General features: G+C 56.0%; 29 protein-coding genes. 28 read left to right on the top strand and 1 reads right to left on the bottom strand.

Annotation, left to right across the window (positions count from 1 at the left end; translation table 11 throughout):
• The 26 genes from GHO42_RS14925 to GHO42_RS26430 all read left to right on the top strand — a co-directional run bounded on the left by GHO42_RS14925 (nucleotide 1) and on the right by GHO42_RS26430 (nucleotide 18,578).
• Nucleotides 1-342 (top strand): head-tail connector protein, encoded by a 342-nt coding sequence (locus GHO42_RS14925; protein WP_153327577.1) that lies wholly within the window; start codon nucleotides 1-3, stop codon nucleotides 340-342.
• Nucleotides 342-665, top strand: a complete 324-nt coding sequence (locus tag GHO42_RS14920) for a phage head closure protein (RefSeq protein ID WP_153327575.1) — start codon at nucleotides 342-344, stop codon at nucleotides 663-665. The genes GHO42_RS14925 and GHO42_RS14920 overlap by 1 nt, the downstream gene beginning before the upstream one ends.
• Complete coding sequence (locus tag GHO42_RS14915) at nucleotides 658-1,092, top strand: HK97-gp10 family putative phage morphogenesis protein (RefSeq protein ID WP_153327574.1); 435 nt, start codon at nucleotides 658-660, stop codon at nucleotides 1,090-1,092. The genes GHO42_RS14920 and GHO42_RS14915 overlap by 8 nt, the downstream gene beginning before the upstream one ends.
• A 2-nt stretch (nucleotides 1,093-1,094) precedes the next feature.
• Nucleotides 1,095-1,442, top strand: a complete 348-nt coding sequence (locus tag GHO42_RS14910) for a DUF3168 domain-containing protein (RefSeq protein WP_153327572.1) — start codon at nucleotides 1,095-1,097, stop codon at nucleotides 1,440-1,442.
• Nucleotides 1,443-1,450: 8 nt separating this feature from the next.
• Nucleotides 1,451-1,921, top strand: a complete 471-nt coding sequence (locus GHO42_RS14905; protein WP_153327570.1) for a phage tail tube protein — start codon at nucleotides 1,451-1,453, stop codon at nucleotides 1,919-1,921.
• Entirely contained in the window at nucleotides 1,921-2,361 is a 441-nt protein-coding gene (locus GHO42_RS14900; protein WP_153327568.1) for a phage tail assembly chaperone, read from the top strand. Before GHO42_RS14905 ends, GHO42_RS14900 begins: the two co-directional genes overlap by 1 nt.
• Before the next feature lie 14 nt (nucleotides 2,362-2,375).
• Nucleotides 2,376-2,681 (top strand): DUF4035 domain-containing protein, encoded by a 306-nt coding sequence (locus GHO42_RS14895; RefSeq protein WP_218576007.1) that lies wholly within the window; start codon nucleotides 2,376-2,378, stop codon nucleotides 2,679-2,681.
• Nucleotides 2,682-2,724: 43 nt separating this feature from the next.
• A complete protein-coding gene (locus tag GHO42_RS14890; RefSeq protein WP_153327566.1) occupies nucleotides 2,725-3,330 on the top strand; it encodes a hypothetical protein in 606 nt (201 codons plus the stop codon).
• Nucleotides 3,331-3,407: 77 nt separating this feature from the next.
• On the top strand, nucleotides 3,408-3,722 hold the full coding sequence (locus tag GHO42_RS14885; protein WP_153327564.1) for a hypothetical protein: 315 nt from the start codon (nucleotides 3,408-3,410) through the stop codon (nucleotides 3,720-3,722).
• Nucleotides 3,722-4,015, top strand: coding sequence for a DNA-binding transcriptional regulator (locus tag GHO42_RS14880; protein ID WP_048358209.1), 294 nt, complete (start codon nucleotides 3,722-3,724; stop codon nucleotides 4,013-4,015). The genes GHO42_RS14885 and GHO42_RS14880 overlap by 1 nt, the downstream gene beginning before the upstream one ends.
• An 83-nt stretch (nucleotides 4,016-4,098) precedes the next feature.
• Nucleotides 4,099-7,347, top strand: a complete 3,249-nt coding sequence (locus GHO42_RS14875) for a tape measure protein (protein ID WP_178114922.1) — start codon at nucleotides 4,099-4,101, stop codon at nucleotides 7,345-7,347.
• A complete protein-coding gene (locus GHO42_RS14870; protein WP_153327559.1) occupies nucleotides 7,347-7,688 on the top strand; it encodes a phage tail protein in 342 nt (113 codons plus the stop codon). The genes GHO42_RS14875 and GHO42_RS14870 overlap by 1 nt, the downstream gene beginning before the upstream one ends.
• A gap of 90 nt (nucleotides 7,689-7,778) precedes the next feature.
• Nucleotides 7,779-8,138, top strand: coding sequence for a hypothetical protein (locus tag GHO42_RS14865; protein WP_153327557.1), 360 nt, complete (start codon nucleotides 7,779-7,781; stop codon nucleotides 8,136-8,138).
• Nucleotides 8,139-8,203: 65 nt separating this feature from the next.
• On the top strand, nucleotides 8,204-8,902 hold the full coding sequence (locus GHO42_RS14860; RefSeq protein ID WP_153327555.1) for a phage minor tail protein L: 699 nt from the start codon (nucleotides 8,204-8,206) through the stop codon (nucleotides 8,900-8,902).
• Between the two features lie 2 nt (nucleotides 8,903-8,904).
• Nucleotides 8,905-9,675: a C40 family peptidase gene (locus tag GHO42_RS14855; protein WP_153327553.1), complete on the top strand. Its 771-nt coding sequence runs from the start codon at nucleotides 8,905-8,907 to the stop codon at nucleotides 9,673-9,675.
• Nucleotides 9,672-10,253 (top strand): tail assembly protein, encoded by a 582-nt coding sequence (locus GHO42_RS14850; protein WP_153327552.1) that lies wholly within the window; start codon nucleotides 9,672-9,674, stop codon nucleotides 10,251-10,253. The genes GHO42_RS14855 and GHO42_RS14850 overlap by 4 nt, the downstream gene beginning before the upstream one ends.
• 3 nt (nucleotides 10,254-10,256) lie before the next feature.
• Nucleotides 10,257-11,672, top strand: coding sequence for a host specificity protein J (locus tag GHO42_RS26135; RefSeq protein ID WP_256670598.1), 1,416 nt, complete (start codon nucleotides 10,257-10,259; stop codon nucleotides 11,670-11,672).
• A gap of 18 nt (nucleotides 11,673-11,690) precedes the next feature.
• Nucleotides 11,691-13,736, top strand: coding sequence for a host specificity protein J (locus GHO42_RS26130; RefSeq protein WP_256670597.1), 2,046 nt, complete (start codon nucleotides 11,691-11,693; stop codon nucleotides 13,734-13,736).
• Nucleotides 13,736-14,029: a hypothetical protein gene (locus GHO42_RS14840; RefSeq protein WP_153327550.1), complete on the top strand. Its 294-nt coding sequence runs from the start codon at nucleotides 13,736-13,738 to the stop codon at nucleotides 14,027-14,029. The genes GHO42_RS26130 and GHO42_RS14840 overlap by 1 nt, the downstream gene beginning before the upstream one ends.
• Complete coding sequence (locus GHO42_RS14835; protein ID WP_153327548.1) at nucleotides 14,029-14,703, top strand: hypothetical protein; 675 nt, start codon at nucleotides 14,029-14,031, stop codon at nucleotides 14,701-14,703. Before GHO42_RS14840 ends, GHO42_RS14835 begins: the two co-directional genes overlap by 1 nt.
• A gap of 32 nt (nucleotides 14,704-14,735) precedes the next feature.
• Complete coding sequence (locus tag GHO42_RS14830; RefSeq protein WP_153327546.1) at nucleotides 14,736-15,308, top strand: glycoside hydrolase family 19 protein; 573 nt, start codon at nucleotides 14,736-14,738, stop codon at nucleotides 15,306-15,308.
• A gap of 161 nt (nucleotides 15,309-15,469) precedes the next feature.
• Nucleotides 15,470-15,715: a type II toxin-antitoxin system Phd/YefM family antitoxin gene (locus GHO42_RS14825; RefSeq protein WP_153327544.1), complete on the top strand. Its 246-nt coding sequence runs from the start codon at nucleotides 15,470-15,472 to the stop codon at nucleotides 15,713-15,715.
• Nucleotides 15,705-15,986, top strand: a complete 282-nt coding sequence (locus GHO42_RS14820; protein ID WP_153327542.1) for a type II toxin-antitoxin system RelE/ParE family toxin — start codon at nucleotides 15,705-15,707, stop codon at nucleotides 15,984-15,986. Before GHO42_RS14825 ends, GHO42_RS14820 begins: the two co-directional genes overlap by 11 nt.
• A gap of 155 nt (nucleotides 15,987-16,141) precedes the next feature.
• Nucleotides 16,142-16,936 (top strand): DNA adenine methylase, encoded by a 795-nt coding sequence (locus tag GHO42_RS14815; RefSeq protein ID WP_153327540.1) that lies wholly within the window; start codon nucleotides 16,142-16,144, stop codon nucleotides 16,934-16,936.
• Between the two features lie 251 nt (nucleotides 16,937-17,187).
• A protein-coding gene (locus GHO42_RS14810) for an IS3 family transposase (RefSeq protein WP_153327538.1) occupies nucleotides 17,188-18,350 on the top strand; the annotation gives its coding sequence in 2 pieces (ribosomal slippage) (nucleotides 17,188-17,443 and nucleotides 17,443-18,350; 1,164 coding nt in all).
• Nucleotides 18,351-18,359: 9 nt separating this feature from the next.
• Nucleotides 18,360-18,578, top strand: coding sequence for a DUF2514 family protein (locus GHO42_RS26430; protein WP_178126972.1), 219 nt, complete (start codon nucleotides 18,360-18,362; stop codon nucleotides 18,576-18,578).
• 429 nt (nucleotides 18,579-19,007) lie between these two features.
• Here GHO42_RS26430 and GHO42_RS14800 read toward each other — a convergent pair whose 3' ends face one another.
• On the bottom strand, nucleotides 19,008-19,820 hold the full coding sequence (locus GHO42_RS14800; RefSeq protein WP_153327534.1) for a glycosyltransferase family 32 protein: 813 nt from the start codon (nucleotides 19,818-19,820) through the stop codon (nucleotides 19,008-19,010).
• A 588-nt stretch (nucleotides 19,821-20,408) separates the two neighbouring features.
• On the opposite strand from GHO42_RS14800, the gene GHO42_RS14795 reads away from it, so the two are divergent.
• Together GHO42_RS14795 and GHO42_RS14790 are read left to right on the top strand one after the other, a co-directional pair.
• Nucleotides 20,409-21,496 (top strand): IS3 family transposase gene (locus tag GHO42_RS14795; protein WP_178126970.1). Its coding sequence is split into 2 segments (ribosomal slippage): nucleotides 20,409-20,661 and nucleotides 20,661-21,496, totalling 1,089 coding nucleotides; the frame shifts between segments, so codons are not numbered across the junction.
• 98 nt (nucleotides 21,497-21,594) lie between these two features.
• The gene (locus tag GHO42_RS14790; protein WP_153327531.1) at nucleotides 21,595-22,233 is read left to right on the top strand and encodes a hypothetical protein; all 639 of its coding nucleotides are present in this window, start codon (nucleotides 21,595-21,597) and stop codon (nucleotides 22,231-22,233) included.
• Nucleotides 22,234-22,894 lie beyond the last annotated feature (661 nt).

Below are 22,894 nucleotides of genomic sequence, written 5' to 3'. Positions count from 1 at the left end.
ATGAGCGTGATCGATATCGAAGTCGGCATGCAGCATCTTCGCGCCGAAGCCGAGGACCAGTCGCTGGTGCAGCGTTATCTGGATGCGGCTGAAGACAGTGCGATGCAGTATTTGCAGCGGCGCTTTTACGTCGACAACGCCGCCCTGGAACAGGCCGTGCTGAATGACAAAGCGGGGCGCGATCCGATGTTGATCACACCTTCGATTCTTGCAGCCTGTTTGCTCATCCTCGGCCACTTTTATGACAACCGCATTGATGTGTTCAGTGACAGCGGTCGCACCGATTTGCCGACGGGATCGCGCAGTTTACTGGCGCCGTTTCGAGTGGCGCTGGGTGTGTGATGCGAGCCGGGCGTTTGCGCCATCGGGTGATGCTGCAACGCCTGACCCGTATCCCTGACGATATTGGCGGCTGGTCAGAGGTCTGGCTGGACGTCGGTCAAACCTGGGCCGAGATTCGGCCGGTTTCGGGCAGGGCGTGGATGGCGGCCGCGCAGGAGCAGCGTGAAGTCACCGCCGAAGTGCTGATCCGACCGCGTCAGGGCATTGAAGCGGGCATGCGTGTGGTGAAAGACGACACCTTCTACCTGATCGAAGCCGCGCTGCTGGATTACACCCGTTGCGAACTCAAGTTGATGTGCAAAACGGTGAGCGCCCATGCCTGATATCTCCCTGGATCTGCTCGGGTTGGGTGAGCTGGAAGCCGACCTTCAACGCCTGTCCAGGTCACTCGCCAACAAGGCAGTGCGTGATGCAGTGATGGCGGGAGCGAAATTGGCTCGGGACAAAACCCGGCAAAGCGCGCCTGTTCGCAGTGGCAAGCTGAAAAAGAACATCGTGGTGACCCGGCAGCGGGACTCGTCCGACGCTGCGGTGGCGGGTGTCAGCGTAAAGCGTCCAGCGGGTAAAAAACGCCAATCCCCCAAACCTGAAAGTGCCCCGTACTACTGGCGGTTTCTGGAGTTTGGCACCTCGCAAATGAACGCTAAACCTTTTCTCCGACCGGCCTGGGACAACAACTTGCCGCAGATCGAAGACGCGGTGCGCAGCAAGTTGGCGCAGGCCATTGATCAGGCGCTGTTACGGTATTAAGCATGATTGAAGTCGCCATCGCCGCCCGCTTGGCATCACTGGCGGGTGGTCATGTGTATCCGCAAATCGCGCCGCCGGACGCACCGTCGCCACGCATCACCTGGACTCTGGTCAGTGGCAGTGCGGGCGTGACGCTCTCGGGTTGGGACGGCTCCACCGATGCCCAATTGCAAGTCGATGCCTGGGCACTGAGCAAGCGCGAAGCACTGGTGCTGGCCGCGCAGGTTTTTGATGCACTGCTGGGCAGCGACATCAACTTTTGCGTCAGCGATGCCGGGCGTCTGCCCGATGACTATGAACCCGATACACGTTTGTTTCGCGTGAGCTGGGAATACACCCTGCAGCCGTAGGAGGCGAAATGGCCAGTCAGAATCCGATCAAATCCAAGTTCGTTAAATCCCAGGGCACGCGACTCAATGTGTCGACTACCGCCACCCAGGACCCCGGCGATGCGGATCTAGAATTCGCGGATCTGTCCGTCACCATCAAACAGCCGCAGTTTCAGGGCGGTCAGTCGGATGAAATTGAAACCACTACCCTGGCCAGTGACGCCAAGGAGTTCACCACTGGCTTGGCTGACAACGGCACCTTCAGCATGTCCGGCAACTGGAAGGCCGACGATACGGCGCAGACCGTGTTGCGCAAAGCCCGAGATGATGGACTGGCCCGCGCTTTTCATGTGACCTTCAAGGACTCGACCACCACCGAGTTTCTCGGGCTGGTCACTCAGTTCACCTGGGATGCTGCGCCCAACAGCACGGTCAACGGCACCTTCAATGTGCGTATCACCGGCGCTGTGAAGTTCGGCGTGCCTACGGGAGGTGCGTGATGCGTGAGAAGCCGTCAGCCTCGGGCATTCGCGACAAGATTCTCGACCCGCTGCGCAACTTCAAACATGAGGTGATGGAAGTGCCGGAATGGGACTCGGCCAAGGTCATCGTCCGCGCCCTGAGTGCCGGTGACTGGCTGGAATACCGTCACCGTGCCTTGCAGCAGGTGGAGGCAGCGCGCATAGCCGCTGGGCTGAGCCCGCACGCGGAAGAAGGGCAGAGTGACCCGGCACTCGATATTTTCAGCACGCCGCTGTACGCCTTTGTTATGGCCCGCACTCTATTTGAACCGCCGGGGCAGCGGATTTTCACGGATGACGATGTTCCTGAACTGACCGAAGCCTACAGCCCTGTACACGACCGTTTGGTGGCCAGGGCGCTGGAGTTGAGTGGCGTTGCTCTGGAAACCGACCCGGTGGACACGGCGGGAAACGGTTAAAGGAGGAGCCGGGGTTGGCGTTTCTGCTGACCCTGGCCCTCCGCCTGGGCAAAACACTTCAGGAAATATGTAACCAGTTATCTGCCGAGGAGTTGTTTCTCTGGCAAGCCTACGACCGCGAATCCCCGCTATGTGATCAGCGCGCTGACGTATTGGCGGCCATCACTGCAGCCGCTTCATTTCAGGCCCAGGGGGCGAAAGTCACGGCGCTGGATCTGCTTCCCACTTGGAGAGCAGAGCCGCCTGAGGTCGACGAGCAGGAAGAGGGGGAAGAAATCCTTAGGACGTATCTGTCAGATCGAGCTGACTTACAGCCGTGAAACCTGGTGGTAGGTTCTGCGCTTTACACCCCGGAGCCTGACCGTGCGCCCCATCTACAAGAAAGTGTTGGTAACTGTGGCGGCCATTCTTGGCGTGTTGATACTGGTCGCTTCGTTCAGTTATTGCCGTTTTGGCAAAGATCCACGTTTGGCCTACGGCATTTTGGAAAACTGCGAAGCCGCGTTGTTGAAACTGGTCAAGTCTCCTGAAGACATGAGGCTGCTCAGGGTCCTGATCTTCCCTGATGGTCTGGAAACCTTGCCCATTGCCGACACCAAGCTGCTGGAAGCGGGAACTCGTTACAAGACTCTGGTCGAGCGTGAGCATGGGAAATTTATCTACCCGGCCGTGAAGTTTGCGTTCAGGGCAACCAATACAACGGGCGCGCCCCAGAATGAAGAAGTGACCTGCCAATACGGCGGCGTTCAATACAAGGACGGGGCGGTGTTGAGCATGCGCCTGATGTACGTCGACCTTGGGCCGATCTCAATCAAAAATCCGTTTCTATACAAGGAAGACGGCTTTCATGGCTGGGTGAAGCAAGGTCTTGAGGAATGGGTCGAGCTAAACGACATGACCCCGACGGCGCATTGGAAGCATTTTCTCGATCGACGGATCAAGGTGCTGGAAATGTTGGGTGGTACGTGAATTTAAACACGATCGAACGAATGAACTGTGTTCCCTTATTTCATCCGACATACGCCACTGGCGGATAGTGGGCAAAAATGATATTTATCGAATCTCAAATATTTACCGAGGACCTTAAAGGTTTGCTTTCAGACGACAGCTACCGTGAATTTCAATGTTATCTGTCGGATCATCCTACTGCGGGTGATGTGATTCAAGGCACCAACGGTTTACGCAAGATTCGTTGGGCCGCACAAGGTAAAGGTAAAAGCGGCGGGGTCAGGGTGATTTATTACCACCTTTGCGCGATGCAGCAGATCCGATTGATCCTGATCTACCGAAAAGGGATCAAAGATGATCTTTCTCCCGTCGAGAAGAAAATATTGAGCGATTTGAATAAAGGGTGGCAGTGATGGAGAAAAATTTGTTCAATCGTCTGGTCGAAAGCATGACCCAGATGGATGAAATTGATCGAGGTGAACGCGCGCCCTCCCGCGAATTTCATGTCGATGCACTGCAAGTGAAAATGATTCGCCAAGCGACCGGGTTGTCGCAAGCCCGATTTGCCAAGGCCATAGATGTCCCGATAGGTACTTTGCAAAACTGGGAGCAAGGGCGACGTGAGCCTGAAGGGCCTGCACGGGCTTTATTGCGCGCTATTCACAATGACCCTGGACATGTGCTGGCAGCTCTCGAATATCGTTAATGATAAATTGATCCAAACCAAAGGACGCGAAAGCGTCCTTTGTGGTTTAGAACTTCCCCCCGTCTTGGTTCATGGAGCCTCCCATGCCCGGCAAAACGCTACGATCACTGATAGTCAGTGTCTCGGCGCAGACCGGTGCCTATCAGCGCGAGATGGCACGGGCAGGGCGGATGGGGCGCGATTACCTGCGTACCATCACAAGCGGCAATCGCGAAGCCTCGGCAGGTTGGCGGGCGCAGGAAGCGGCGATTCGTTCTCAGCATCAGGCCTTGGGCTCACTGACCGGCGCAGTCGGCGGTTATGTGCGGGCGATGACCGGGGCGCTGGCGGTGGGCAATCTGATCGGCATTGCCGATGAATGGGGGCAGATCGCGTCAAGGCTGAAACTTGCCACCCGTTCGCAAGATGACTTTGTAGAAGCGCAAACCCGGCTGATGGATATAGGTCGTTTGACCTTCAAGGCTTACTCGGAAAACGCCGAGCTGTTTATCCGCACGGTCGCGGTGTTGCGTGAATTTGGCGGTACTGCTGAAGACGCACTGAACATGACCGAAGCCCTGTCGCTTGGCTTGGCTGTCAGCGGAACCAAGGCCCAGGCCACTGCGTCGGTTATTGATCAGGTCAGCAAATCCCTGCAAAACGGCAAGCTGCAGGGCGACGGTTTCAATGCCGTAGTCACCCAGGCTCCGCGTTTGCTCCAGGCTTTGCAGGATGCCCTGGGTAAAAGCCGCGCCGAACTCCAGCGCATGGCCAGTGACGGCCAGCTCACGGTGGATGTGGTCGCCAAAGGCTGGATCAGCCAGATCGGCTTGATGCGTCAGGAAACCGAAGGCATGGCCACATCCGTGGCGGATGCCGGTTTGCGGTTGCGCGATGCTTTCGCCCAGTACATCGGCACTGCCGACAATGGCGCCCAAGTCACTGCCCGATTGGCCCAAACCATCAATCTGGTTGCCGATAATCTGGGCACGTTTTCGGCCGTTGCCATTGGCGCAGGACTCGGTTTGATCGCCAAGGCTGCCGCGCAAAATATCAAAGCTCTTTATGGGCAGGTTGCCGCTTCACGTTTAGCGTATTCCGCCGAGCTGGGTCGTGCCCGAGGTGCTCTGGATACAGCCTTGCTGGTGCAGCGTTCGACACAGGCCGAAGTGATTCTGGCCGAGCGGCGTCTGGCGGCCGTGACCTCGGCTCAACATCTGAGCCGCGCTACCCATGCACTCACCGCCGCCAAGCTGGCGGACTATCAAGCGACCCGTGCGGCAACGGCTGCTCAAGCCGCGTATACAACAGCGTCCTCTTTGAGTGCGTGGGCCCTGTCCGGTGTGGGCGCCATTCTGGGTGGGCCTGTAGGGCTGGCGCTGCTGGTAGGCACCACGGCTGCCAGCTTTTTGTTGTTCAGTGAGAATGCCGATAAAGCGGGCGCCTCGGCCTACGACCTGCAACGGCCGCTGTCCGAGCTGCGTAAAGAATGGGAAGCCCTGAGCAATGCCCAGCGCCGTCCCATTCTCAAGCAATTGCTGGATCAGCAGGCAGAGGCCAAACGGCAGGCCGATCAGGCATTGCGCGATATCCAGCAGCGGGCGCAACTGCTGGATAAATGGGGTAACACCTATAGCGCAGGCCCCAATGCACGGCGCAGTGCAGCTCTGGAGTTCGGCCGTAATGTGGCGGCAGGTCAGGATATTGATCGCGCTGCTCAAGCATTGGCTCAAGCTATTGGTCCCAGCCAGAAGTTGCGCGATGAAATCGAAGGCTTGGCCGGAGCCTATTCCCGCAGCATGGCAATTGCCGATCAAACCGGCCTGCGTATTGATGCCCTGAGCGGGATTTTGCGTGAAGCGCAGAGTGCGGTCGAAGGCGTCAGTGCCGGTTTGCAAAGTATCAAGCCACCGGATGCTGAACTGACCTCGGCGTGGGAGCGGCGGATATCCAGCCTCACCGAACAGCTCGACCGGCTGCGCGACGACTCGGCATTGGGCGAGATCAACCGACAGGCCGAGCGCGACAACCTGAATCAAACCGAACAGGGCCGCGCATTACTGGCTCGTGCTCAGGCAGCGGCAAAACTCAAGGATGCAGAACAAGCCGCCATTCGCGCTCGCGAACAGGCCCAGCGTTCAGCCCAACAGGCCGCCGCCGCAGCCTTGCGTGAGGCGCAGCAACTGGAGGATCAGTATCAGCGCACCCTGCAAACCCTGCGTGAGCAACTGAAAACCGATGAGCAGAAAACGGAACTGGCCAAAGTCCGGGCGCAGATCAATCAAGGCGATCTGGCCTGGCTCGACCAGCTCAAGAAAACGGAACTGCAACGCACCGCACTGGCGGTGGATCAGCTTAATACCCAGCGCGGCTATCGGGCGCTGCTCAGTGAAATCCAGCAGCAGGAAGACAGTCTGCTGGAGACCAGTCGCAAGCGCTTTGTCGAGCTGGAGCGTCTGCGCAAACAGGGTGGTTTGTCCCCTGAGAATTATCAGGCTGGCGCTGCGGCGATATCCGGAGCCTCGGTCGGCAAGGCACCCATGTTCTCCGGCCTCGATGCCTCAGTTGGCGGCCCCAGTGCCGAGCTGATGCGTATTGCCGAAGTCGAGCGTGAATTGCAGCTCTGGCGCGAAAAAGAGCTGGAGCGGCAACAGCAGTTTCTCGACGAAAAGCTGATCAACGAACAGCTTTTTCAGGATCGCGTGGCCGAGATCACCCAGCAGAGCAACGACCGACTCAGTGCGATTCAGGACGCCTATCGTTCGGCCACACTCAGCGTGTTTGCCGAACTGACCGGCAATGCCGCCGATATGCTCAAACAACTGGCAGGCGAAGGCGCGGCGGCCTACAAGCTGCTGTTTCTGGCCAGCAAGGCAGCGGCCATGGCCCAGGCCATCATCAATACCGAAGTGGCGGCCACCAAGGCGCTGGAGCTTGGGCCTGCGGGCCCGGCCGCCGCAGCCATTGTCCGGGCATTGGGTTATGCCTCGGTGGGCATGATTGCCGCCACCACCCTGGTCGGCATGGCACACGAAGGGCTGGATAACGTGCCCAAGACCGGCACTTGGCTATTGCAACAGGGCGAGCGGGTGGTGGATGGCCGCACCAATCGGGATCTAAAACAGTTTCTGGCACAGCCCGCCAAGGCGGTAGGCGCCGCGCAGTCCATGCCATCGATTCAGGTACAGATCAGCGTCGATGCGCGGGGCAATAGCTCGTTGGCGGTTACCACCCAATCTGGCGCCCAGCAATTCGCCCAGCAGATGGGGGAAATGATTGATGCGGCGGTGCGGCAGGTGATCCGTCAGGAACAACGTCAGAACGGTTTGCTGGATGCCACGGGGAGACGCTAATGGACACATTTATCTGGCCCGTGCGCCTTGGCTCATCCGGCCAGATCGAGCAGCGGGTGCAGACCAACGAGTTTGGTGACGGCTATATGCAGGTGATCGGCATAGGGCTGAACAATCAGGCCGAGTCCTGGGAGGTGTCGGCCACCGGCTATTTCGGTGATGCGCCTGACATTACCCCCGTGCGCGAGTTTCTCGACAGGCACCGAGGCTCGAAATCCTTTCTCTGGACGCCGCCCGCCGGGAAAGCAGCGCGTTTTCGCGCCACCAGTTACCGGCTCTTGCCCCACGGCAAAGGCGTTTACACCTTGAGCTGGACGTTTCAGCAGGTTTTTTATCCCTGAAGAAAAGCCCAAGCCTGTCAACGCGACTATTTATAAATGTATGCGTGATGGCGTTTTGATATATTCCCGCCACTTTCAACGGAGGGAACAATGAAGAAGTTATTTTTGGCAGTTGTCATCGGCTCGTTAGCGCTTTCAGGTTGCACCATACGAGTTGCTGACATGACCGTCGCCAGTAGTAAGAATTACAATATCAACGCAGGCAAATTTACCAAGGGTGTTCGCGTGATCGGTGAAGATCGCTACCCGGTTGTTATCATCCCTTTTGGCTTACCTAACATCAAAACAGCCATGGATAACGCCATCCAGAAGGATCGCTGTGCTGTCGGCCTCAGTGATGTTGTGATGAGCCAGCTGAATCATTCTTTCTTGTTTGGGACAATTGGTTACCGTGTTGAGGGTGATTTGATCATCGACAATACCCTGCCGGGTTGCGCCAACCACATCTGATTTGTAAGTTGTATTTGAAGCCCAGACCCAGCCATGTGCTGGGTTTTGTATTTCTGGAATACACCATGAGCATGTCCACCGACGTTCAACTGCTTGAACCCGGTGATGCCGTGCGCCTCTACGAAGTCGATGCCACCCACCTGGGCGGCGAAGTGATGCGCTTTCACGGGCACCTGCAGGAAGGCACGATCATCTGGCAGGGGCAGGTGTACGAGCCGATCAGTATCGAAGCCAAGGGTTTTGACTTGAACGGCGACGGCCGCCCGGCGTTGCCCACGTTGACGGTCGGCAACTCGATTGCCGGAGTGCGCGGGGCCTTGTCTGCCTTGTGTTTGCATCTGGATGATCTGGCCGGTGCGCGGGTGACGGTGCGCGAGACGTTTCGTCATTATCTCGACGCGGCCAACTTCCCCGACGGCAACGCCCAGGCCAGTGACCAGCAAAGGGTGATGAGCTGGTATATCGAACAGAAAACCGAGGAAGACGAGCAGCAGCTCGAATTCCAGCTTTCCAGCCCTGCGGATTTGCAGGGCATCAAGGTCCCTACCCAGCAGATCACCAGCCTGTGCCGCTGGGCCTGCATGAACCGGTATCGCGGCGAGGCTTGCGGCTATCTGGGCGGCGCGATGTTTGGCAAGGATGATCAGCCCACCGATGATCCATCGCAGGACCGATGTGGCGGGCGCTTGCGCAGTTGCAAGGTGCGGGCTAACACGGCGCGGTTTGGTGGTGCGCCGGGATCGAGCCTGATTGTGCGGAGGTAGTTATGCGCATCAGTCAAAAACTGGAAACCGAAATTCGTCGGCATGCCGAGCAGACCTTCCCCGCTGAAGCATGCGGGTTATTAGTCCGCACAGGCACCGGGCGAATCTATATGCCGTGCCGCAATGCAGCAACCACGGTGGCGGAGCATTTTGTGATCGCCCAGGAGTCATGGTGCGCGGCCGAGGATCAAGGTCAGGTGCTGGCGGTGGTGCATAGCCATCCCAATGGCAGCCCCCGGCCTAGTCAGGCTGATCGGGTCAGTTGTGAGTTACATGAGTTGCCGTGGGCCATCGTGGCATGGCCGGGCGGGGCGATTCAGTGGTTCGAGCCCAGCGGCTATACCGCGCCCTTGTTGGGCCGCGACTTCGCCCACGGTGTGCTGGATTGCTACACCTTGGTGCGTGACTGGTATGCCCGTGAATGGGATCTGCATCTGCCGGACTACCCGCGCCACGACCTGTGGTGGGAAGACAAGAACGGCCCGAGCCTGTACGAGCAGCATTTTGCCGAAGCCGGTTTTGTGCAGGTCGATACTCCGCATCGCGGTGACGCACTGGTGATGATATTGGGTCGTAGCTATCACCCCAACCATGCAGCGATTTATCTGGGCGAAGACGGTTCGCTGTCCAGTGAACCCGCTGCGGCGTTGGGTGGTTCAGGGCCGTTCTTTATCCATCATCTTTACGGGCGCTGCTCGACCCGTGCGGTCTACGGCCCTGAATGGGCCATGCGTACACGTTTGATCCTCAGACATCTGCAGGCCAAGCCATGAAGCGCACCGTTCGCTTGTATGGCGTTCTGCGCCAACACTTTGGCCGCGACTTCCCGCTGGAGCTGTCGAGCCCGGCCGAAGGCATTAATGCCCTGTGCTATCTGCTGCCCGGGTTCGAGTGTTTTTTGCGTAATGCGCAAGCGCGTGGATTGGTCTTCAGTGTGTTCGCCGGGCCGCGCAATCTGACCGAGCACGACTTGCTGTTGAATACCGCAGACGACAGCCCGATCCGCATCGTGCCGCTGATTGCCGGCAGCAAGAATGCCGGTCTGTTTCAAACCATCCTCGGTATCGCCCTGGTAGCCATCGGCTATTTCAGCTTCGGCGCTACATCGCCATGGGGCATGGGCTTGATCGCGGCGGGCACCGGCGCGGCGGTAGGCGGGGTGATGCAAATGCTGTCGCCCATCCCCGGTATCGGTGAAGGTCGGGATGAAGAGGGCAACCGTGCCAGCTATGCCTTTGGCGGCGCGACCACTACTGTAGCGCAGGGCAATCCGTGGCCGGTGTTGTACGGCGAACGCGAGATTGGCGGTGCGGTACTGAGCGGCGGGATCTACGCCCAGGATCAGGTGTGAGACATGGCCCGGCGTATCGCAGGTGCCAAAGCCGGGAGCCAGAAGCCTCATCGCCCGAGCATTGCCAGCGACAGCACGCCCTCACTGGCCACCGCCAAACTGTTGTTTGCCTATAGCTGGGGCGAAATCGTGGGGCCGGTGAACGGCCTGAAATCGATCAAACTGGACGGCACGCCGATTGAAGCGGCGGACGGCACCCTCAACTTTCCGCGCACGCATTGGCAATTCCGGCCCGGCACCCTGCATCAGGAGCGGCTGTCAGGCTTCCCGGAAATCAACAATGAAATCGCCATCGGCGTTGAGCTGCATTCGGACACGCCGTGGGTGCGCTCGGTCAGCACATCACAGATCGATGCCGTGCGCGTGCGCCTGTCGTGGCCGCAACTTCAGGCCCAGGACAGCAACGGCAATATCACCGGCTACCGCATCGAATACGCGGTGGATATCGCCACGGACAATGGCGCTTTTGTGCCGGTGCTGGCGGCTTTTGTCGAACGCAAAAACACCACCCGCTACGAACGCTCCCATCGTCTCGAACTGCCCACCGGCAGCGAGTGGCTGGTACGTATCCGCCGCCTGACACCCAACCAGAACAGCAGCCTGATTGCCGATGTAATGCGCATTGAAGCCTTTAGTGAAGTGATCGATGCCGAGCTGACCTACCCGCTGACTGCCGTGGGCGGTATCGAGTTTGATGCCGAGCAGTTCAGCAATGTGCCAAAAGTCTCGGCGGTGATGCGCGGCCGCATCCTGCAAGTGCCCAGCAATTACGACCCGGAAACTCGCACCTATGTGGGCGTCTGGGATGGCAGCTTCAAACTCGGCTACAGCAACAACCCGGCCTGGGTCTGGTATGACCTGGTGCTGCATCCTTACTACGGGCTGGGCGAGCGCATCACTGCGGCCATGGTCAATCGCTACGCGCTGTATCGCATCGCCCAGTGGTGCGACCAGATGGTGCCCGATGGCAAGGGCGGGCTGGAGCCGCGTTTTACCTGCAATCTGTATCTGCAAACCCAGCAAGAGGCGTACATCGTGCTGGAGGATATCGCCTCGATCTTTCACGGCATGTCGTATTGGGATGGCAGCCAACTGGTGGTCAACGCCGATATGCCGGAAGACCCGGTCTACAACTTCCATCGCGGCAATATCATCAGCCTCAAGTACCAGGGTATCCGCAAGCGTGACCGCCACTCGCGGGCAATGGTCAGTTGGGATAATCCCGACAACAGTTTCGAGACTGAACAGGAACCGGTGTTCGATGAGGCATCCATCGCCAAATTCGGCGTGCAGGACTTGCCCATCGGCGCGGTAGGCTGTACCAGTCGCGGACAAGCCCAGCGCGCCGGTTTGTTCGCCCTGATCAGCGAGAAAACCCAGACCCGCCCGGCAACCATACGTGTCGGGTTGGACGGGTAGATCCCGCGTCCGGGGCAATTGATCCGCCTCAGTGATGAACTGCTGGCGGGGCGCGCCAATGGTGGACGTATCAGTCAGGCAGCTGGGCGGATAATTACTCTGGACCGTGATATCGAGATCAGTCCGGGTATGCGCCTGATCTGCAACCTGCCCAGTGGTGTGTCCGAGACTCGCGAAGTCTCCCGCGTCGAAGGCCGCAAGGTCACGGTCGCCGTGTCATACAGCGAACCCCTGCACGCCGAGTGTGGCTGGGTGCTGGAGGCGGATGATCTGGCCACCCTGCAATTCAAGGTGATGAGCATCACCCGTCCGCAATGGCATCAATACCAGCTCAGCCTGTTGCAGCATGAACCGGGTAAATACGATGCCGTCGACCACGGCACCTATATCGACCCACCGCCTATCACGGTCATCCCTCCGGGTATCCAGGCGCCGCCCACGGGCGTGCAGATCAGCCAGCATATTTCCATGGAACAAGGCTTGGCCATCACCACCATGACCATCGCATGGCAGGCGCCCGAACATGCTGTGTCCTACGACGTGGAATGGCGCAAAGGCGCCGGGGACTGGGTGAGGGTGCCGCGTACCGGTGATTTGGGTGTCGATGTGGTGGGGGTGTATTCCGGCCAGTATCTGGCGCGGGTGAGGGCGGTCAATGCCCTGGGTGTTGTGTCGATTCCAGCCAGTTCAGTGCTGACCAGCCTCGAAGGAAAAACCACGCCGCCACCCTCCACAGTCTTTCTGCGGTCCCAATCGATGCTGTTTGCCATCGGCCTGGAGTGGGGCTTTCCCGCTGGCGCTGAAGACACCCAGCGCAGCGAAATCTGGTACAGCCGCACGCCGACGTTCAGCGAGGGAAGCAAGCTGGGCGACTTCGCCTATCCGCAGGCGCGCCATGATCTTCAAGGGCTGGCAGCCGGTGCCAAGTTCCATTTCTGGGCACGGCTGGTAGATCGCAGCGGCAATATCGGGCCGTGGTATCCCGAGGGCAATGGCATCGCGGGTCAAGCCAGCGCGGACGCCGGGCCGATTCTGGATTATCTGGCAGGACAAATCAGTGCCAGCCATTTAGGACAGGAGCTGCTGGGCGAGATCGACTTGATTGGCGGCGATGGCCCCGGCTCGGTAAACAGTCGCCTGAACCAAGCCCGGCAAGAGCTGGAAGCACTGATTGGCCAAGTCTCTGATGCGCTGAACTACGACGGTGACAAGACCTATCAGACGGGTGAAATCGTCCGCCAGGGCAATCGCCTGTATCAGGCCCGCGCCGCTGTCAGCGGGCACGCACCGCCCGATCCGGTCTACTGGCTGGATATCGGCACCGTCGCGCAAACGGCGGAAGGGCTTGCCACTCAGGTCAATCAGAACGTTACCAGCATCGAACAGCAGGGCGACAGGTTGGTCGTCCACGGCGAACAGTTGAGTGCCGTCACCAGCAAGGTTGATGACCCCACCACGGGGTTGAGCGCCACCGCCAGTGGCTTAAAGACGACGACCACCGAGGTCACCCGGATTGGCGATGAGCTGCAAAGTATCAGTCAACATGTTGACAGCGTTGAAGCCTCGGTGGGTGATGCCGTCGCCACCGTGCAGCAAGTCAGCGAAGCGCTGGCCAGCACCGACGGCAAACTCGAAGCCATGTGGGCCGTGAAAATGGAGCTGACCCAGGACGGCCAGTATGTGGCAGCCGGGTTCGGGCTGGGTATTGAAAACACCGAAGCCGGATTGCAGAGCCAGTTTCTGGTGAGCGCGGACCGCTTTGCGATGGTCAACACGCTGGCGGGTGGTGAGCGGGTTACGCCGTTTCTGGTGCAGAACGGACAGATGTTTATCAATCAGGCGTTTATTCAGGATGGGTCGATATCCATGCTGAAAATCAGCGAAGCGCTGCAATCCAATGACTATGTGCCTGCGCAGCGGGGGTGGCGACTCGATAAAACCGGGTCGATTGAATTCAATGGACCGGTTGCTGAAGGCGGAAGATTGAGTATCAATAACCGCCTGGTGCAGGTGTATGACGTCAACGGTGTGCTGCGTGTGCGCCTGGGTATATGGGGGTGGTGATGTCTGCAGGACTTCAGTGCTTTTCTGCCACGGGCGAGCTGACGGTCAACGTTACCGATACATTACCCAGATTGATCGGAAGCGTATCCACGGGGTTGAATGCAGGATCCATCAAAGTTCCGGCGTTCGCAGATGGACGTGGTTTTGCGTTTTCTATGGATGCCGGAGGCTATTACCCAGGCGAGGCCGTCAACCGCGCGCAGTTCGTGGTCACTACGGCAGGTATCGATTGGTACTTTCCAGCAGGTTCTCCTCGGCTCAAGTCCATCGTTATCGTTTATGGGGTGATGTAATGGAAGCTGGCCTGCAAGTCCTCAATCAATCCGGGGCCTTACAAATCGACTCCCTGTACGTCAACTTTGTCCTGATCAGTTCGGGGGTGGCAGCAACCTCGGTGAACAGCGGGTTTTCAGAGGTCTGGTATTACACAGAAATAGCGTCCCAGAGAAAAGAAAGTGTCATAGCGGTGCGCTGTGAAACCGAGTTCGTGTGTTTCAACTCCCTTGATAGCAATGGCAACGTGGTACATCGGGTGCTCACGCATTATTACCCCGTGGGTTTTGCTTACTGGATATTTGCCGCCGATCCTCCGGCTGACTCGGGGTTTGGTCTCGAAGTGTTTAACGCGGCAGGCACTCGGGTTTTTCAGGCGAGCGAGAAGTACATGCGATTGATCAGCTACACCAACATTCCCGTTCCCTCGGGGCAGGACTGGGCAGCAATATCCAGTCGAGGATTACGTTCAGCATTTGCGCAGGGGTCTTACTGCGCGTTTCTCGAAGGCGCAACAATACCCGTGCCAGGAGGCCCGCCCGTATCTTTTGGTGCCATACGTGTACTCACCGCGAGAACCACCCGTGACGGGGCTCAATACAGAATTACCCCGCTCAATATTTTCAATGTGAACCTGGGAAATACCGATAGAGGTCGAGCAGTTTTTATGATGATCGATGTCACAGGTTATTAACAGAAATGCCCTTTGTGAGATGGAGATAAGCAATGAACATCGCCGAAGCACAACTGCATAAAATCTTCCCCTATGCCCGCGACCAAGCGGGCATTTTTTTGTCTGCGTTAAATGACGCCATGGGCCGCCGGCAAATCGACACACCTCAGCGCCAAGCCGCGTTTCTGGCGCAAGTCGGCCATGAGTCCGGGCAGCTTCGCTTTGTGCGAGAGCAGGGCAGTGAACGCTATCTCAAGCGTTATGACGTGGGAGCTTTGGCTGAAGTGCTGGGCAATGATGGATCGGCCGGTGACGGTCTGCGCTATCGAGGGCGCGGGTTGCTGCAGATCACAGGCAGAACCAACTACCTGAATTGCAGCATGGCGCTGTTCGGGGACAGGCGCTTGCTCAAACAGCCCGAACTGCTGGAGCAAACGATGTGGGCGGCAGAGTCGGCAGCATGGTACTGGTGGTGGAAAGGTCTCAACACCCTGGCCGACCGCGACGACTTCATCACCATCACCCGCCGCATCAATGGCGGCCTGAATGGGCTGGAGGAACGCGTCGAACTTTGGGAGCGGGCAAGGGCAGTGCTATGTCTTTCTTCGGCCTTTTCCCAGGGCTGACACGTTCAATCCTGATCTTTGTCCTCGCAACTGTCTGGCTACTGCTGATGTGCGACTGTCAGTCCTGCTCGCCCAATCCGGTGCCGACAGGACAATAGGCTGCCGGGTTGAAATGGAAACCTAAATAGACCAATATAATGACCTATTTAGGAGTCTTAATTATGCAAAATGTAATGGCAGACCGAGCCGTTAGCGTCTCCGAACTCAAGAAAAACCCGTCTGCAGTCATGAGCGGCGCACACGGTGGTGCGGTGGCCGTGCTCAACCATAACCGGGTCATGGCCTATATGGTTCCGACGGATGTATACGAAGCCATGATGGAACGCCTGGACGACATGGACTTGGCGGAGCTGGTAAAAGCGCGCAGCAAAGAGACGCCAATCCCGGTAAGCCTGGATGACCTATAAGCTCGAATTCCTGCCTTCCGCCTTGAAAGAATGGGGAAAGCTGGGGCACACGCTGCAGCAACAATTCAAAAAGAAACTGGCAGAACGCCTGGAAGCACCGCGCATCAGCGCCGATGCCCTGCACGGCATGCCTGACTGCTACAAAATCAAGCTGAAGGCTGCGGGCTATCGGCTGGTGTACAAGGTCATTGATGAGCGAATCGTCGTGTCGGTGATTGCTGTCGGCAAACGAGAACGCAGCGCAGTTTACGATCAAGCCAAAAAGCGTTGAATTGATCCGAGAAAGAGCGGCCAGCCCGAATGCACGAACATTCAGACTGACCACCAAACCTGCAGACATTACCTGCAAGCCCAGCCAAGGCTCTCCGCTTTGCGCGCAAAGCAATTAAAGCCTAGCACCTGTCTGATTCAGAGAGGAGGCTTGTCATGTCCAGCCCCGTCATCCCGTGGATGGGCGGCAAACGCCGCTTGGCCGACCGCCTGATCCCGCTGTTCCCGCCCCACGAGTGCTACGTCGAAGTCTTCGCCGGAAGCGCTGCCTTGTTCTTCCTCCGTCCCCAACCTGCACCTGTTGAAGTCCTCAACGACATCAACGGTGATCTCGTTTGCCTGTACCGCGTGATTCAAAACCACCTTGAAGAATTTGTGCGTCAATTCAAGTGGTCGCTCAGCTCCAGGCAGATCTTCGATTGGCAAAAAATGACCCGGGCGGAAACGCTGACGGATATCCAGCGGGCGGCAAGGTTCTTCTACCTGCAGCAACATGCGTTTGGCGGCAAGGTAACGGGACAGACCTTTGGCACTGTCACCACTGGCCCGCCGATCAATCTGCTGCGGATTGAAGAAAACCTGTCAGCGGCATGGCAGCGGCTGGCTGGGGTTTATATTGAGAATTTACCTTGGCTTGAATGCGCTGAGCGCTACGACCGACCACATACGTTTCACTACATGGATCCGCCGTATTGGCAGGTAGCTGGGTATGGGGTCGAATTCGGGTTCGAGAATTACGAGCGGATGGCGGAGTTTATGCGCCGGTGCCAGGGGAGGGTGATGGTTAGCATCAATGATCATCCGGAGATTCGGCGGGTTTTTGATGGGTTTTATTTTGAGCGGCTGGATGTGAGGTATACGACGGTGAATCAGAGGCAGGGCAAGGCAGAGGTTTCGGGGGAGTTGATTGTGACGAATTGGGAGGCTGGGGTTTTGGGTGGGCTTTTTTAGGGGGGGTGAAGTCGGACGTGCTTGCTGGAGAAGGCTGCTTCCGGCCAAAAGCCGACTGACAGAACCTTGCCTAAGCTTGCGTCCTTTTGAGGCTTCGATATCTCTAAGATAGCCGGGGTGATTCAGTTATCAGAATCAGCTGTCTGCCTCGATTGGCCGTTTGCCGCGATCTACGAAGGGTAGCTACTGTAGTGGTCTAATGAAACCGGACACCCATTTAGGCGAGAATGCTCGCCATATCGAGGTGTCAGATGACCAAACAACGTCGTGTTTTTTCCGCTGAATTCAAACGCGAGGCTGCCGACCTCGTACTCAAGCAAAACTACAGTTTCATTGAAGCCAGTCGTTCACTCGGCATTGGCGAGTCGGCCCTGCGCCGTTGGGTTAGTCAGCTTCTGCAGGAACGCACTGGCGTCACCCCGCAGAGCAAGGCGCTGACCCCAGAGCAGCAAAAGATCCAGGAGCTGGAAGCCCGAATCGCCCGCCTCGAACGAGAGAAATTGATATTAAAAAAGGCTACCGCGCTCTTGATGTCGGAAGATCTCGAGCGTTCGCGCTGATCCATCAGCTAAGCGCCCATGAACCTGTTGACTGCTTGTGCAAGGTGTTCGAAATCACCCGTTCGACTTACTACGCCCATCGCCTCAGGCGGCGATCTGCGGGCGTCGAGAGAATTCGATTACGCAGTCGAGTCAACGAACTGTTCACCCAGAGCCGAAGCGCTGCTGGCAGCCGCAGTATCGTGTCGATGATGCAGGAAGATGGCGAGCAGATCGGGCGTTTCAAGGTGCGTGGCTTGATGCGGGAACTGAGGTTGATAAGCAAGCAGCCGGGCTCGCATGCCTACAAAAAAGCAACGGTCGAGCGGCCTGACATTCCAAATACACTGAATCGTGAGTTCGATGTTCCCGAGCCAAATAAGGTTTGGTGCGGCGACATCACCTACATCTGGGCGCAAGGGAAATGGCACTACCTGGCCGTGGTTATGGATCTCTATGCTCGTCGGATAGTGGGCTGGGCGTTGTCAGGAAACCCGGATGCTGACTTGGTCACCAAAGCGCTGGATATGGCCTATGAGCAACGCGGGAAGCCTCAAGGGCTGCTGTTTCATTCGGATCAGGGGTCGCAATATGGAAGTCGCCACTTCCGTCAGCGTCTGTGGCGGTACCGCATCAACCAGAGCATGAGTCGCCGGGGCAATTGCTACGACAACTCGCCTATGGAGCGTGTATTTCGCAGCTTGAAAACCGAGTGGATACCTTCAGGGGGTTATATGTCGGTTCAGCAGGCGCAACGGGACATCAGCCATTATTTGATGCATCGCTACAACTGGATACGGCCTCATACATTCAATGGCGGGCTCACGCCCGCTCAGGCCGAGAAAAAACTTAACGTCGTGTCCGGGATTAGTTGACCACTACAAATCGGACAACTACTTGCCGACAAAGGAATCCTCAATACCCTCCTTGCCGAGCGAGGCAAGACAATCAACGACCTTGTCGATTTGCTCGCCGAGTTGCGATCAGAAGCTGATGGATATGCGGGAGAGTTGGCGGCAGCGCTTACAACAAGTCGTCGGGCTGGATTTGCCTGTGAAGCCAGCTATGACGCCGTAGCCAAGGATCTGAGAAGGAGTCGTTGATTAGTAAGAGCGAAGAGCCCGGCACTGGGCCGGGCTTTGGATGGATGCGAATCGAGAAGTACAAGACGTTTGCTGCGATCGGGTAAAGTAGAAACTACATCTACTTAGGTGGAAACTCGAAAATTGGTAGATTTTCTAAATTGTCGCGCTCTGTTTTATTTGCACGGTAAACCAAGGCCCCATTGTGGTAGGTGGGGCTTATGGCTCGGTTACCACCCAGTTGGCAGATTTGAGGGATTGCATTGTTTGACTTCAACTAGGCTCTCTCCGGAAGTCAAACAAATAAAAATAGGGTTGTTGTGCTGTACCGTATTGGAAGGATGCTTGTGACTCGAGACCGACCAAGCTCCTCGCCACATTCTTGGTCGGCTGAATACGATAAAGTCTTGCGACCATGGAGCGGCTTTCCAGAGATGCGAGACTAAACCATTAGCCAACCTTAGAGTTGGTTAATATTATGGTGCGCATACGATTTATTATTTTACAAGATAATCCATAACAACAAGCAAGAGCATCGTAAAAAGGGTTGCGTAGAATAACTGTGGTGAATTTTGAGGAATAATGGTTTTTATAAATTCGGGTGGGGAACTCAGCATCATTTCTGTAAAAAAATCCATTCACTTCATTGTTTCCAGCGAAGCGTATGCCCATACCATCATTTACAATTTCTATTGCATTGGTATATGGTATGGGTCCAGTTGTTTTAAGTACCCCCTCCCAACCTACGCCGCTCCTAATGAAGGAATAACACTCTATTTGTTTTGTTATAGCCTCAACAACAGAAGATATATATTTGTTCTCGGCGGTTGATATTATATTCCATTGTTGATATTCAAAACCTCTGTTGATGTCCTTGTGTACTCCATAATTAGCATATAAACCTCTTGGATTTCCCTGCCAAGAAAAAACAACAAATTCATCATTTTCATGCAGAATTGACTCTATTGGTACAGCTGTGAAGCTTTTAGTATCCAAATAAACCCCGCCGACCTTTTTAATCAAAAGGTATCTAAAATAGTCGGCTAGTGCAGCTCCGTAAATTGGGTTAATCATAAGAAATGCTCTTACATACCTGTCGGTGTAATTGCTTTTTACAAACAAAAGCATTTCTTGGTAGTCATAAAATCTATAATCCCAGTCTGGGTTATTGGACTTGAGTAGATGAATGGCTCTTGCCTCTTCCTCTCCGAGTGCGGTTATTCCATTGGTGTGCACTTGGTGGATGACTCTAGGTATTTTCATCTTTATTTCTCGTGTGAAAAGTTGTCATGCTTGATATAGGGCTCTAAGTATTGTTACTTATTTTTCTATTTATATCTATATCGGATCCTAAAACCTTACGGCAACCCCTCGGGAGATTTGGGCGCCCTGCGGCCACGACAGACCAAAGGGATGGCGCGCTAATGATCTGTGGGAGGAGTCTAAAGCCTCAGTGACTTTTCGAGTGACATCGTTACTCGGTATCCAGCAGCGTAGGACATCGTTGCAGCGAGCGCCTGGTGCTGGAGTCCCGTATTTGCCGGCGCTGAGTAAGTCCAGCTTGAATGGGGTGCTAGGCGGGTAGAGGATACCGTTAGATTTCATATCGTGGACTGGGTTTAAAAAATCGTTAGAGAAGTCTGAGGTCCATTCGACGAATGAAGAGGATTTCTGACAGGCAGTTATCGACCCATCGCAGTCGTTAAACCGAGCCAAGGTAAGCGAGCGAAAGGACGCACATAACGTGCCTTATGGAAAACTGACTTACTTAGCCTCTGGGCGGTAATCCCCCCTGAAAAAAGTACTCATCAGAAGTAGAATTTTCTCCTGACCGGATCAAGGAAGTTTTGCGTGAAGACATCGCGTTTTTCAGACAGCCAAATCATGGCCATCCTCAAACAAGCCGAGGCGGGAAGCCCAGCCCCAGAGCTGTGCCGCGAGCATGGAATCAGTTCGGCTACGTTCTACAAGTGGCGCACCAAGTTCGGCGGTATGGACGCATCGTTGCTGTCTCGGCTGCGTGAGTTGGAGGACGAGAATCGGCGACTTAAAAAAATGTACGCTGATGAACGTCTTAAAGCCGAAATCATCCAGGAAGCCATGGCAAAAAAGTGGTGAAGCCATCGCGGCGACGAGAGATGGCGCAGGAAGTGGTTCGCTCAGGTCGGTGCAGTATCAAGTTGGCGTGCCTGGTTTTCAGGGTTAGTCCCACGTGCTATCGCTATCAGCCGCGTTTGGCACCTGAAAACGCCGAGATCGCCGACAAATTGATCCAGCTCACCTACAACCAGCGTAACTGGGGATTTGGCTTGTGCTTTCTGTACCTGCGCAACGTCAAAGGCTATCGCTGGAACCACAAGCGGGTGTACCGGATTTACCGCGAGCTGGAACTGAATCTGCGTATCAAGCCGCGCAAACGTATTGTGCGCGAGAAGCCCGAGCCGCTGGCTGTTCCTGAAGCCAGCAACCAGTGCTGGTCGATGGATTTCATGCACGATCAATTAGCGGACGGACGCAGCTTTCGAGTTTTCAATCTGATCGATGACTTCAACCGCGAAGCCCTGAGCATGGAAATTGATTTTTCGCTTCCGGCTGAACGTGTGGTGCGAGCGCTGGATCAGGTCATTGAGTGGCGCGGGAAGCCACAAGTCATCCGCAGTGACAACGGCCCGGAATTCATCAGTGCCAAACTCACGGGTTGGGCTGAAAAACGGGGCATTCGTTTGGACTATATTCAGCCGGGCAACCCGCAGCAAAACGCTTACGTCGAGCGCTATAACCGCACAGTACGTTACGACTGGCTGGGGCATTACTTGTTTGGATCGATAGCGGAAGTTCAGAATTACGGCACAAGCTGGATCTGGACATACAATCACGAGCGCCCGAATATGGCACTCGGCGGCATAACCCCTAAACAGAAATTGGCCCTGGTGGCCTGACCTCTATTTTTGACGAGTATTAAAAATGGGGGGATTACCGGGCGCTAGACAGTCGTTGGGTCATGCATGAGATAATGGCCTTTTGCCATAGAGATAACATGATGACCTTACGCAGTGTGGTCTTGAGTCTAATGTTGGCTTGCGGTTCCTCGGTCGCACAAGCTGCGGATGATGTATACCACGAGATTGGTGTGTACTTGATGGTCTGCGATAGCCCATCTCAAGCAGTAAAACTGTCCCGGCTAGGGCTTAACGAAGAAAAGATGCGTGCCTTTGTCTTGGCAGACAAGAGCGGCTGTGCTTTCTGGAAGAACCCGGCTACCTACCGAGTAATTCCAGGCACAGCCACTAACGGCATCGAGCAGATCCAGATCGATAACGACAACAGGGTGGGAACCAATCCAGGGATGGGCTGGATAACACAGCAACAGCTCGATTTTGCAAACGGTAGGGCGACAACTTTGTCGATGCTGGTGACGCCAGTTCTCGGGTGTAACACATTGGAGGGTGCAAAAAAAAATATTCCTGCCAGCATGCGTGCGACTAAAGCAGGTATTGCAGTTCTTAGCGCCTTTGACGGTTCCAAGGCTCACCCAACGCAAAACTATGCTTGCAGACGCATCGAGCCGGTCACGTACGCCATTGGTTACCCGGATTCTGTAAATTCAGGGTTTGCCCATTACAAGCTTATGGATGCTAAGAACACCGACGTGTGGATGATCAAACTCTGGAAATGAGGTGGCTCTGGAGACCTTTTCCATCTCTGGTCTTGGGAGGAGTCTCCGATAAAATCCGATCCTTTGACGGTAAATGAATCGCGTCGCCATTTCTAGACGCCTGCTATTTCCATCTAGGACCGCGTTGCCCGCCCGTTATGGATGGATAGCATCAGGTCACTCCAAGCTAAGGCTGTCGCTTAACTCCAGAGTTCTGCGACGACTCATTCAGGCCTGATGGAAAAGGCATTTCGATGTCGCGCGAGTCTGTCGCAGGTACTCAATTATCTGCGACATGACATGCGACAAATGTGGCATTGAGACGGAGGGATATTAAACCGATACCTGTCACGGCCGACCGGAAATGTCCGACTTCCGCCTTTCAGGGTAGGCGGGCGTCGACAAAAATCAGATAATTTTTCTGAAGCAGATGAGATGTATTTGGTCGGCAGGACGCCGGAGAAGGGCAGCAGGCTGCGTGACTTTTGCGTGACTCTCTCACGAACCTATATGCATCTATGGCTATTGGATTGCAGCGAGCGCCAGAGATAGCGGCCATGTTTAAAGGGTTAGCTACGCCATTGCGGACATGGTGTGCTAGGCGGGTTGAATCGCCCCGGGTTTCCTAGACACTCTCCAGGCTCGCTGCGTAACGCTTTTCAAACTCTACCGGTGACAGCTG

Source organism: Pseudomonas sp. FSL R10-0056, assembly GCF_009600105.1.
Taxonomy (GTDB): domain Bacteria; phylum Pseudomonadota; class Gammaproteobacteria; order Pseudomonadales; family Pseudomonadaceae; genus Aquipseudomonas; species Aquipseudomonas bubulae.
The sequence above is the reverse complement of the archived record's forward strand: the minus strand, read 5'-3'. Positions and strand labels throughout refer to the sequence as shown.